This is a genomic window from Paenibacillus sp. Soil724D2 (assembly GCF_001427935.1).
Lineage (GTDB): Bacteria > Bacillota > Bacilli > Paenibacillales > NBRC-103111 > Paenibacillus_E.
In genome coordinates, this window is record NZ_LMRY01000027.1 from 86,945 (window position 1) to 99,362 (window position 12,418).

Genomic DNA, 12,418 nt, shown 5'->3' on the forward strand with positions numbered 1-12,418 from the left:
ATTAATAAATCAATTTAATTTGATTAATCAGTCTATAGCATGATATTGAGAGGGAGGTATATGCAATGAATGATAATAAGTTACCTGTGGCTATCATAGGTGGAGGGCCTGTTGGCCTTGCCGCGGCAGCACAGCTAGTTATGAGAGAGGAACCATTTGTTTTGTTTGAGGCGGGGGAAGAAGTGGGGGCTAATGTACGCAGCTGGGCTCATGTTCGAATGTTTTCCTCTTGGGAATACAATATGGATAAAGCTGCTAAGCAATTGCTTATTTCTCATGGTTGGCAAGTCCCGAATCCTTTAGGAATCCCTTCAGGACAAGAGATGATTGATAAATACTTCAATCCTTTTGCTGAATTGCCTGAAATCAAACCTTATCTATACTTAAATACTAAAGTTATTGCTGTTAGCCGTAAAGGTCTGAGCAAAGTGAAAACACATGGCCGTAAAGATCTTCCGTTTGTCCTGCATGTTGAGAAAAATGGGGAACGAATCCTTATTGAGGCTAAGGCTGTTATTGATGCATCCGGTACCTGGTCGAACCCGAATCCCATAATATCAGAAGGGATATGGACGACAGAAGAGCAGGCTTTAAATAAGCAAATTTACTATGGAATACCTGATGTTCTGGGTAAGCATAAGGAACGATATAGCGGCAAAAAAGTTATTGTTGTGGGGAGCGGTCACTCTGCAATCAATACCTTATTAGAATTAGGTAAACTGAAGGAACAAGTTCGAAGCACAGAAATCGTTTGGATTTTAAGGAAATCTAGGCTAGATGATGTTTATGGCGGTCAGGAGCAGGATCAACTTCCTGCAAGAGGAGAACTTGGTACGCGTATTCAAAAGCTAGTTGATTCAGGAAAAGTTAAGGTTCTGACGCCATTCCACATTCAAGAATTGAAACAGGAAAAAGATAAAATGGTTGTGATTGGCTCTTTAAACGGTTTATTGGTTCATCTAGATGCTGTCGATGAAATCGTGTCGAATACGGGTTCTCGTCCAGATCTGTCTTTTTTACGAGAAGTTAGAGTAATTGCCGACCCAACATTGGAAAGTGTTATGGAGTTAGCGCCATTGATCGATCCAAATGTTCATAGTTGCGGTACGGTAAGACCGCATGGCGAGAAGGAGCTGCGTCAACCTGAAAAGGATTTCTACATTGTTGGTTCCAAAAGTTATGGAAGAGCACCAACATTCCTAATGGCAACAGGATATGAACAAGTTAGATCCGTCGTAGCTGCTCTTGTCGGGGATCTGGCAGCAGCTGAACGAGTTGAGCTGGAACTGCCGGAAACGGGCGTTTGCGGTATCGGGACCCAAGAATGTTGCGGACCTTCACCAGTTGAGAAATCGGAGGCAGTGGTAAAATCATCTTGCTGCGGTTAACGGTTATACCAGTGTCGTCTTAGGTATAATAGGTTCGCTTTTGTTGTATTTCTCGAAATTAAAATCCCTCTAGGCTTCCAATTAGAAGTAGAGGGATTTTGGTGATAGCTATTATTTTCCTACGAGAACAAGCATTTTGTTCTCTTTCCTAGATTCACCTTTGTCCAGGTCATCCTGTGGTGTTTCCGTTGTTGAGTTATCTTGTTCCTTTTGAAACGAATCCATTTGATTATCTTCAAAAACCTCGAAGTGCACTTCATTCCTGACTTGAATAGGCTCCGATTGAAGATCAAATATTTCCTGATGATTTTCCATAGCACTCTCACCAATCTGGAATTTGCTAATCTCAGCAAATAACTGCTGAGAAAGAACAAGGATATCATCCGACTCTTCAGCAATTCGGCGGATGGATGCATCCTGCTGAATCGAGGTTGAGCTTACTTCCTCGACACCAGCAGCTGTTTCTTGCGCGATGGCTGCTACGAACTGAACGGAATTTACTAATCTGTCATTTTTGGATTGTACGTGCTCAATTTTTATATGGATTTGTTCAATTTGCCCGATAATACCCTTCATCGATTGTTCGATGCCTTCGAAAGAACCAAGTGTGTCTGTTACCCGATGGTTTTGTGCAACCGCAGATTCGCGAGCTTCGATCAGTGAGCTCTGTAATTCTTTGATTTGCTTCTGAAGCGCTTGAATGATGCCGCCGATTGTCTTGGAGGAATCATTCGTCTGCTGTGAAAGCTGACGCACTTCATCTGCAATCACAGAGAAGCCGCGGCCGTTTGCGCCGGCTCTTGCCGCTTCAATCGCAGCGTTCAAAGCAAGCACGTTCGTCTGTGTAGAAATTTCCGTGATCGAATGAATAATAGCGCCAATTTGCTTGGAGCTGTCAGACAAGGTCTTCATGGCAGCATCGACCTTCTGCAGGACAGCCTGGGACTGGTCAGACGATGACTTCAGCGCCCTTACGGATGCTGTCCCTTGTAATGTACCGGACGCTGCCTCTTCACTGGTACGCTTCATTTCATATGTATAAGCGGTTATTTCACGAATCTCCGCTTCCAATTCTGCAATGATCATCGAGCTTTGCTCCGTTTTCATGGCTTGCTCATCAGCACCGGTCGATATCTCTGTAATTGCCTTCAAGATATCTGTGTTGGCCGATGCCGTAAGCTTAGAAAAGCGGTGAAACTCATGGGAGTGCTCGGATAGTGACGATGCAATCTGCATCGCAGCATTCAGCATCTTGCGAACTTGAATGATCATATGGTCGAAACTGTTACTTAGCTTACCTAACTCATCTCTGGATGTAGAATTTATCGTATGGGACAAATCTCCTGCGGCAATAAGCGACACGGCATTTTGTAAAATTTGAATAGGCCTTGTGAAGGAGCTAATGATTAGAAAAGCGATAATAATGGTTACAATAACGACAATTGCGAATGCAATCAACATGACTCTACTGCTATCATTAAGTGCTTTCGTTGAGCTGGCAATTGCTTGTTCAGCTGACTCTGCATAAGTTACATAGAATTTATCAACAAGTTCAAAAATCTTATCCTTCAGTTCCTGAGACTCATTATATAGGTAGAGAAGGTTAATTTGCAGATCCGTCGGCTTCAAGTTAGGATCCTGGACCATTTTGCTGGCAGAATCGAAGTTATTTATGTAATCAACAGATAATTGAATTAATTGGCTTCGCCACTTCTTTTGATCAGCAGTTGAAGCCGTATCTCCAATCTTTTGAATGAAATCATTGTAGGGCTTTCGCTTTGCATTGTATTTTGCGATGTATTCCGGTTTCTTGGAAATCTCCAGCCCTGAGGCAATGATGTTCATTTCCTGTACCATATTTTTAAGCTCTAGAGCTAGCACCTTAAGCTCGACTTTATCGTTCTGGTCCGTCATATGGTTCTTGATTTGATTGACTTGATTCAGATTAAACAAAGCAACGGAAAGGAAAATGAGAAGCACTCCGCTGAAACTGGCAATTAATTTTAATCGCATGGTCATATTGATTTTGATCTTCTTCATAAGTCATTCCTCCTATATATTACTTGACAATATTCGACTGTTTTCGTATTGATACTTATTAATATAGGTTGCTTCTATTAACTAAAGCATCTAACTATGTTAAAGAAATGTAAATTTACCCAAATTTTTAACGAATGAAAGAAGAATTAAAAGTTTTACATTACGTTTACGTTTCGTGGGTTTGGATTTTACATTCGGTTGTTAAGATAGGGAAGTAAGTTAGTTCGACAGACAACAAAGTGGAATCGAGACTAACATAACAAGTAACATACAAATCAAAGGAGGACATGCTAACTATGTTTAAGTTCATGTCGAAAAAAGGAATTACATTCACACTTTCCGCGGTATTAATGATGGGGTCATTGGTTGGTTGCGGCGCAAAAACAGATACTAAAAATGCTGCTTCTCCAACACCTGCTGCTAGTGCAGCTGCTTCAGCTGCTCCAACAAAAACAGAACTAAGCGGTACGGTTACTGCTTCAGGTTCAAGCGCGCTTCTTCCATTAGTTAAACAAGCAGCTACTGAGTTTATGGAAAAAAATCCAAAGGTAACGATCAACGTTACTGCAGGCGGATCAGGCACAGGAATTAAAAACGTAGCGGACGGTACTTCAGACATCGGTAACTCCGACGTTGAGCCAGCTGCTGAATATAAAGATAAAGGTCTTGTTGACCACCAAGTAGCGATTGCTCCATTCGCATTGATCGTAAACAAAGATGTAAAAGTTGATAATGTTACAAAACAACAAGCAGCAGACATTTACATGGGTAAAGTTACGAACTGGAAAGAAGTTGGCGGCAATGATGCGAAAATCGTTCTTGTTCACCGTCCAGACAGCTCAGGTTCCCGTACATTAGTTAAACAAATCATTCTTGATGGCAAAGAGTTCACGAAAGATGGTATTACACAAGAAAACAGCGGTGCAATGAAAACAGCTGTTGCTGGTCAGTCCAGCTCCATTGGTTATGTTGATACGCCTTACGTTGATGATACTGTAAAAGCATTGAAAATTGATAATGTAGCGTTCTCCGAGGACAACATCAAAAACGGTACTTACAAATTGTTTGGTGTTGAGCATATGTACACGAAAGGTGAAGCGAAAGATCCTGCTAAAGCATTCATCGCTTACATCTCAAGCAAAGAATTCCAAGGTAAACAAGTTCGTGACTTGAAATTCTTACCTGCTGATTTGCTTAAAAAATAATAAATAGAACAAACTAAGAGCGCTGGCATCCTATGCCGCGCTCTTTTTTAATTTGAAACGTGAAACTTTTACATTCCCTTAACAATTCTTTGACGATCCAATTACAATCATGCTCTATCATTAAAGTAATGTGATTTAAGAGAAAGGGGAATTATCCATTGAATTCCGTAGCAGACAAACTAACGAACGCGAAATCAGACGAAAGCCGTCCAATCGTCACGAAATGGACCCAAGGACAACATAGACAAGATAACATCATGAGGTGGGTGTTTGTTGGAAGTGCTGCCCTAGTGTCTGCCATCATTTTTTCTATCATTGTTTTCGTGGGGATGCAGGGGATTAAGACTTTCCAAGGAGTCAGTCCTTTAGAATTTTTCTTTTCAACGGATTGGACGCCAGGTCAAAATAAATTCGGAGCTCTTCCATTTTTATACAGCACGCTGCTCATGACATTGGTTTCGGTTGTGTTTTCAGTGCCGCTTGCTTTGTCAGGGGCATTATTCATGGCTAAAATTGCGCCGAAATGGATGCGTGAAATCATGCGTCCTGCGACGGATCTATTCGTAGGTATCCCTTCGGTTGTTTATGGCCTAATCGGCTTGACGGTTATCGTTCCTGCACTCGGTAAAATTACAGGCGGGGTAGGTTACGGTATTTTACCAGCTTCCATCATTCTCGCTATCATGATCTTACCAACCATTCTCTCGATCTCAGAAGATGCTATCCGCGCATTGCCGAGTCGTCTGGAGGAAGCATCACTGGCATTAGGAGCAACACGTTGGCAAACTATGTGGCGGGTCCTTCTGCCTGCAGCTAGACCTGGTATTCTAACAGCAATCATCCTTGGCATGGGGCGTGCAATCGGGGAAACGATGGCTGTATTCATGGTTATTGGTAACTCTCCGCAAATGCCGAAATCACTCCTTGACTCAACCACGGTATTAACGACCGCGATTGTGAAGGATATGGGGAATACGAATTACGGCAGCACTTGGAATAATGCGCTCTATTTAATGGCGCTTCTTTTACTCGTGATCTCCTTGTCCTTAATTCTTATAATCCGTATCGTAGCCAAAAGGAGTGAACTTAAATGAAAAGCAAAACAACGGATCGTTTGGCCACGTTGTACTTCTGGGCATCGGGCATTGTTATTATATTGATTCTAGCTTGGTTTTTATTTCGAATATTAGGTGATGGTGTTCCACATCTATCATGGAATTTCATCTTTGGGAAGTCTGAGGAGATCAAAGCTGGCGGCGGTGTAGGTCCGCAATTGTTCAACTCCTTCTATGTCCTATTCTTATCTCTGGTGATATCCATTCCAATCGGTTTATTTTCGGGGATATACTTGGCAATTTACGCACAAAAAAATTGGTTTACTGATCTCGTGCGTATCTCGGTTGAAGCCCTAGCTTCTGTTCCTTCTATCGTATTTGGTTTGTTCGGGTTCTTACTATTTGCCAATTTGTTAGGTCTGAAGTTTTCCATTATTGGTGGGGCCGCGACAGTCGCCCTGCTTAATTTACCCGTTATGGTAAGGGTCACAGAGGTGGCTATCCGAACAGTTCCTGAATCTTATTGGGAGGCAAGTCTTGCCCTTGGCTCAACCAGATGGCAGGCCATTCGCAAAGTGCTCATCCCTGCGTCGCTGCCAAGCTTAATTACGGGGATTACTTTGATTGCAGGACGCGCGTTAGGCGAATCTGCCATTCTCATTTACACGGCCGGCTTATCGGTTTCTCGCTTCTTTCCGGATTTCAATCCACTGAAGATGGGGGAGACGCTATCCGTTCATCTGTGGTACGTTGGCGCTGAAGCGTTAGTTCCAGATGCCAAGGAGATTGCTAAAGGAAGCGCCGCGCTGCTCCTGATCGTTGTACTCATCTTTAACCTGCTTGTCAGTATTCCAAGCCGAATTTTACAAAAAAGACTTTCCGGGGGGAAATAAATCGTGGCGACCAAGCATAAGATTAAAGCGGACAAATTAAATTTATTTTACGGAGATAATCATGCTCTCCACGATATTGAATTAGCCATTGAAACGGGTACAATCGCCGCTTTGATCGGTCCTTCAGGCTGTGGGAAATCCACCTTCCTGCGCACCTTGAACCGTATGAATGATCTCATTGATAGTGTACGTATTACTGGAAAAGTTGCCGTTGATGGTCACAATATCTATGATTCCGATTCCGATGTTGTTTCACTGCGTAAGCGCGTAGGGATGGTATTTCAACGTCCAAATCCATTTCCCATGAGCATCTATGACAACATTGCCTATGGCCCTCGCATTCATGGAACTAAGAAGAAAGCGGTCCTAGACGAAATCGTAGAGCGCAGTCTTGTACAAGCAGCTTTGTGGGATGAAGTAAAGGATCGATTGCATAAATCTGCTCTAGGGCTGTCCGGTGGACAACAGCAGCGTTTATGTATCGCCCGGTTACTAGCTGTTGAACCCGACGTACTTCTTATGGATGAGCCTACATCAGCGTTAGATCCAATCTCAACGCTCAAAGTTGAAGAGTTGACACAAACACTGAAAGAGAAATATACCATCATTATCGTTACGCACAACATGCAGCAGGCGGCAAGGATTTCGGATATGACCTCCTTCTTCCTCAATGGATACTTAGTGGAAACGGACAAGACGGATAAAATTTTCACCAATCCGAATGATCAACGTACGGAAGATTACATTACGGGAAGATTCGGTTAACTACAACTGAGGGGAGAGACGTAAAATGGACGCAAGACCTGGGTTTCATCAATCATTGTCAGTTTTGCAAAGTGAATTGCAGGATATGGGGGAAAGAGTTAAGGATTTGATTCTTAATTCCGTAGAGTCGTTGGCCAAGTTCGATGAGAATATGGCACGGCAAGTCATTAAGAATGATGATCACATTGATGATTATTTAACGACAATCGATGAGCTTTGCCTTCGATTAATTGCTTTACAACAACCAATGGCAAGTGATCTGCGAATCATTGGAACGGCTATGAAAATCGCTACAGACTTGGAACGAATTGCTGATCATGCCGTAGATATTGCCAAGATTACGATCCGTCTGGCTGGAGAAGAGCTTGTTAAGCCGCTGGAAGTCATTCCTGAAATGGCCGATATTGCCATTGAGATGCTGCATGAGAGCCTCCTTTCTTATACGGAGCGCGATGTTCATAGGGCTGCGTCGCTTGCCGAGAAAGATGACCGTGTGGATAAGCTATACAGCTCGGTCATGCAGGAATTGATGGGGATGATGGGTTCGGATTACAATCGCAACCGTCAGTTGACCCATTTATTGTTTGTTGCCCATTTCTTAGAGCGCGTAGCTGATCACACAACGAATATCGGTGAAGGTGTTATTTATATGGTCACAGGGAAACGCAAAGACTTGAATGTGTAAGTAGATCCAAAAGGGACGCTCCTAAGTCATCATGACTTGTGAGCGTCCCTTTTTCATGTGCGTGCCGCTTTAATCGGAAAACGAATGAGGAAGGTTGTTCCGTTCTCACTTGACTGAACTTCAATCGATGCGTGATGCCTGGCAGCGATGCTGTAGCAAATAGCTAAACCGAGCCCTGTACCTTCATCTTTGGTCGTGAAGAAAGGTCTTCCTAGCTTCTCCAGATGTTCCTCATTAATTCCAATACCTTCATCAGCGATCAGAAGGACAACATGTTCTATCTCGGTATAGGTTTCAATTCTCAGCTTACCACCGAGGCTCATGGCTTCCAGTCCATTCATACACATATTCAAAATGAGTTGACGCATTTCTTTATCGTCGAGTTGAATGACAGGACAATCCTTGAATTGGAAATGAACATGCTTGCCGGACATGACGGCTTCTGCTTGGATGAGGGGGAGGAGCATTTCAATAATACGGTTGATGCTTTCAGGCTTTTGGTGGGACTGTTTATTTTTGGCTAGGGATAAATATTCGGTAATAATTTCGTTCGCTCGGTCCAACTCTTCCAGCATGATAGGGATGTATTCTTTTTGCATATGACGATCGTTCTCGCGAAATAATTGGAGGAAGCCGCGAATAGTCGTCATCGGGTTGCGAATCTCATGGGCAATACCGGCGGCCATTTCCCCAACTAGATTGAGTTGAGCTAGACGAGCCATTTCCGATTCAAATCGCAAGCTTTCCGTGATATCGACGGCAACTTCGAGCAAGCATCTTTCATTTTCTATATCAATGATTTCCGTTGAAAGCAGGGCCGTTCGAATTTCCTTAGACTTGGTTTCGTACTTGACCTTGCAATTATGGATGACATCATTAAAGTCTCTTGAATCACCGACTTCAATTCGTAAGAGATCTAGTGTTGTTCCAATGATTTCATCGCCGTAGCCTGTATATTGTTTCCAGCTTTCATTGATTTCGAGATAGGTGAGGTCTGGTAGGCGGCGAATAGCCATCAAAGAAGGAGAGAGCATGAACATTTTCTTGAAATGTTCCTGTGATTTTATCAGCTTTTCATGGGCATCCACTAATTCGGAGGTTCGCTCTTCCACCCATTGTTCCAAAAGAAAATTTTGCTGCTTTAGTTTCTCTTCCGCTTCAGCTAACTTGCGATTCGTCTCTTCGAGATCTATCGTTCGCTTATGCAGCAGTTCGCTTTGATATTTAATTTTTTGATGATTGAGGTGCATGTTAACGAAGCCATCGACTTTCATTCGCAGCATTTTAGGGTGAATAGGTTTGAATAAATAATCAATAGAGCCCACATGATAGCCCTTCAACACATGCTCGATAGAGGTGCTTAGAGCCGTTAGGAAGATGATGGGAATATCCTGACAAGCTTTCCGCTGCTTGATCAGTTCGGCCGTCTCGAAGCCGCTAAGTCCAGGCATTTGCACATCCATCAAGATGACAGCGATGTGATCAGCGGGTTCTTTTAATAAATATCTTAGAACTTCCTCGCCCGATTGCAGAGAAATAACGTCATAGTTGGAAGAGGCCAGAATGCTATTCAGAGCCAGCAAGTTCTCGTAGCGGTCATCTACCGCCAAGATTTTTACTTGTTGTTCCATTTCAAATCCTTTCCGTGCTTGTACAAGCTTGTACGCACCTAACAATCCATCCCTCTCTTTTTCGGGAAAAAGATTGAATTCCCTCTTTTTTTTTTGAAGTCTTTACATACATTTTACATATGGATAATAAAGCCAGTCATTTGATTTGATAGACTAGAGTAATAAGTATATTCAGGTAAGGGATGATGGACATGAATGCTCAGTCAGAAAAGCTGGAACAATTTTATAATATGATAGATAAAGAGTACATTTATTCCGTTTATCAACCTATCATCTCACTACAGGATGGTCAAGTAATGGGGTATGAAGCGTTAACGCGAGGTCCCAAAGATAGTCCATTTCATTCACCTTTGGCCATGTTTCAATTCGCAGAGCAGCAAGGTGAGCTCTATATGCTTGAGCAGCTTGCTCGTGAACAAGCGATCAAAGGATCCATTTTGGAGCATTCGCAGCAATTGCTTTTTATTAATATTTCATCCCAAGTGCTTTACGATCCGGGTTTTGTTCCTGGTAAAACGCTTGAGATTTTACAGAGATACGGACTCCGCCCAAGCAATGTCGTTTTTGAAATTACGGAAAGAAGTTCGATTGAAGATTTCTCCTTAGCGCAAAAGATTCTGGAGCATTACCGTAAACAAGGTTATCGAATTGCCATAGATGATGCTGGTGCAGGATACTCCTCTCTTCAAGCGATTGCGGAACTTCAACCGGATTTTATTAAAATTGATCGTTCCCTCATAGAAAATATACATAAAAACAAAGTAAAAGAGTATATCCTTGAAACGTTCGTAACTTTTGCCCATAAAATGAACATTTCCCTTATTGCTGAAGGCATTGAACATGCGGATGAACTGACCAAATTAACACGGCTCGGCGTGCATTATGCCCAAGGCTTTTTGCTTGGAAAGCCCAATGAATCTCCCGCGAAGGTGCAGGATATCCATAAAATGTTGATTTGGCAGCATCGCAAAGTACAAGGAGGCAGTATGACTTGGAGCATTGGCGACCTCAAAACGCCTGTGAAAGTGTTTGACAAGAAAAAGCTGATTTCGGAAGTGGCGGATTACTTCAAAAAAAATCAAGAGGCCGTGGGTGCTGTCATCGTGGATGAAGAAGTGCCGGTTGGCCTCATGATGAGAGACCGCTTATTTCAGCAACTAACCGGCCAATACGCCTTCTCCTTGTTCTGGAATCGAACCATTGACAACATCATGGATGAATCGCCGCTAATTGTGGACGAGTTCATGCCTGTTGAGGAAGTATCGCAGATGGCTACTTCACGCGCAATCAACCACTTATACGACCTAGTCATCGTCACAAACAATGGCAAGTTGGGAGGAGTAGCCTCCATCAGAACGATTCTTGAGAGTATAACGAATGTACGAATGGAGTCTGCGCGTGTGGCTAATCCACTAACTGGACTGCCAGGGAATTTGCAAATCAATCGCGAATTGAACAAGAGGATAAGTGAGAACAAACCGTTTCATGTGGTTTATGCGGATCTGGATTACTTCAAATGGTTCAATGATCGGTTTGGATTTCAAAAAGGGGATCAACTGATTCAATATACAGCGGATGTTATGCAGCAATCCATTGCGGTTTGTGGGACACCGCATGATTTTGTCGGGCACGTGGGAGGCGATGATTTTATCGCGATCTCTGCCACTTTATCTCCAAGACAACTGTGTCAGGAAATCATTCGCCGCTTTGAACAAGGTGTGCAGATGTTCTATGAGGATGAGGAGTGGGAGTATGTATGGGACCGGAGCGGCAATAAGGTAAAGAGCGAGGGAGTTACGCTTTCGCTCTCTTTAGTCGTCTGTGTCTGCGAATCTCCCATTTCACTCGAACACATTTCCCAAACAGCCGCCTTACTCAAAAAGAAAGCCAAAGCACATCAAGGAAGTATTTATTATTTCGAAAAAATTGGCTGATGAACTTTGAATTAGAAAGTATGTAACAATTGTTTAAAAGAACGGATAATAATGACCTTCTGTTTGCCGATTCGGCGCTCGGATATTTTCTTGATATTTCCCGGATGTATCCAGATTGCATCCATACCGCTTGACGCGGCCCCCACCACATCATTACGCCACGAATTTCCAACCATAACACTTTGGTTTGAAGCCGTGCTCATCGTCTTTAGGGCTCTCTCAAAGATAGCTGGGTGCGGCTTTCGCGGTCCATCCTTCTCGGAACTAAACAACCGATCTTGATCGAACCACCTGGTGAGTTTCATTTTCTCCAAATTGCTCTGAAGTCTTTTCCGATTACCGTTACTGATGATAGCCAGTTTATAGTTATGTGATAACGCCTCTAGTGTTTCTTCAACGCCGGGAAAGAGGGCAACGAAGTTGTCTTCCTGTTCTTCTACCTGTTCGAAAAAAGACCGTGTAAAAGCAGGACTGACGTTCACGGGCATAGGTTGAAGAGCTTTGCGTAAACAAATGTGACGCAGCTCATCAGGGGATATGGGACTCCTTATCGGTGCCTTTCGGTGACGGCTCCACTCCATCTTATAGCTTTGCAGGGCTTCTTGGCTGGTAAAAAGCATTTCGCCCGGATCCCATCTCGCCGTAAAGTCGTTCATGACTTCAAGGAATGCCGAATCAAAGCATTGTCTGCGATCCAGAATCGTATTATTCATATCGAAAAAAATAACCTTTTTGCGTATTGGTGAGAAAAAAGGGCTCATATGGAGAACCTCCTTCTGAAGACCGGCCCATTGAATAATGGATTCCATACATGTTTATGTG

General features: G+C 43.0%; 10 protein-coding genes. 7 read left to right on the plus strand and 3 right to left on the minus strand.

Going from position 1 to position 12,418, the window contains the following annotated elements:
* Positions 1-65: 65 nt before the first annotated feature.
* Complete coding sequence (locus ASG85_RS22045) at positions 66-1,388, plus strand: NAD(P)-binding domain-containing protein (RefSeq protein ID WP_063860346.1); 1,323 nt, start codon at positions 66-68, stop codon at positions 1,386-1,388.
* A 111-nt stretch (positions 1,389-1,499) separates the two neighbouring features.
* Here ASG85_RS22045 and ASG85_RS22050 read toward each other — a convergent pair whose 3' ends face one another.
* On the minus strand, positions 1,500-3,428 hold the full coding sequence (locus ASG85_RS22050) for a methyl-accepting chemotaxis protein (protein WP_057307415.1): 1,929 nt from the start codon (positions 3,426-3,428) through the stop codon (positions 1,500-1,502).
* A gap of 296 nt (positions 3,429-3,724) precedes the next feature.
* Here ASG85_RS22050 and ASG85_RS22055 point away from each other — a divergent pair, with 296 nt between their 5' ends.
* The 5 genes from ASG85_RS22055 to phoU all read left to right on the plus strand — a co-directional run bounded on the left by ASG85_RS22055 (position 3,725) and on the right by phoU (position 8,031).
* Complete coding sequence (locus ASG85_RS22055; RefSeq protein ID WP_057307416.1) at positions 3,725-4,633, plus strand: phosphate ABC transporter substrate-binding protein; 909 nt, start codon at positions 3,725-3,727, stop codon at positions 4,631-4,633.
* A 158-nt stretch (positions 4,634-4,791) separates the two neighbouring features.
* The gene (pstC, locus tag ASG85_RS22060) at positions 4,792-5,727 is read left to right on the plus strand and encodes a phosphate ABC transporter permease subunit PstC (RefSeq protein ID WP_057307417.1); all 936 of its coding nucleotides are present in this window, start codon (positions 4,792-4,794) and stop codon (positions 5,725-5,727) included.
* Entirely contained in the window at positions 5,724-6,581 is an 858-nt protein-coding gene (gene pstA / locus ASG85_RS22065; protein WP_057307418.1) for a phosphate ABC transporter permease PstA, read from the plus strand. Before pstC ends, pstA begins: the two co-directional genes overlap by 4 nt.
* A gap of 3 nt (positions 6,582-6,584) precedes the next feature.
* Positions 6,585-7,346, plus strand: a complete 762-nt coding sequence (pstB, locus tag ASG85_RS22070) for a phosphate ABC transporter ATP-binding protein PstB (RefSeq protein ID WP_057307419.1) — start codon at positions 6,585-6,587, stop codon at positions 7,344-7,346.
* A gap of 25 nt (positions 7,347-7,371) precedes the next feature.
* Positions 7,372-8,031, plus strand: coding sequence for a phosphate signaling complex protein PhoU (phoU, locus tag ASG85_RS22075; RefSeq protein WP_057307420.1), 660 nt, complete (start codon positions 7,372-7,374; stop codon positions 8,029-8,031).
* Between the two features lie 53 nt (positions 8,032-8,084).
* Here phoU and ASG85_RS22080 read toward each other — a convergent pair whose 3' ends face one another.
* Positions 8,085-9,662: a response regulator gene (locus ASG85_RS22080; protein ID WP_057307477.1), complete on the minus strand. Its 1,578-nt coding sequence runs from the start codon at positions 9,660-9,662 to the stop codon at positions 8,085-8,087.
* A gap of 191 nt (positions 9,663-9,853) precedes the next feature.
* Between ASG85_RS22080 and ASG85_RS22085 the strand changes: the two genes are divergently transcribed.
* Positions 9,854-11,596 (plus strand): GGDEF domain-containing protein, encoded by a 1,743-nt coding sequence (locus ASG85_RS22085; RefSeq protein WP_060647769.1) that lies wholly within the window; start codon positions 9,854-9,856, stop codon positions 11,594-11,596.
* Positions 11,597-11,607: 11 nt separating this feature from the next.
* On the opposite strand, the gene ASG85_RS22090 is transcribed toward ASG85_RS22085, so the two are convergent.
* Positions 11,608-12,357: an HAD family hydrolase gene (locus tag ASG85_RS22090; RefSeq protein WP_060647770.1), complete on the minus strand. Its 750-nt coding sequence runs from the start codon at positions 12,355-12,357 to the stop codon at positions 11,608-11,610.
* Between the last annotated feature and the right edge of the window lie 61 nt (positions 12,358-12,418).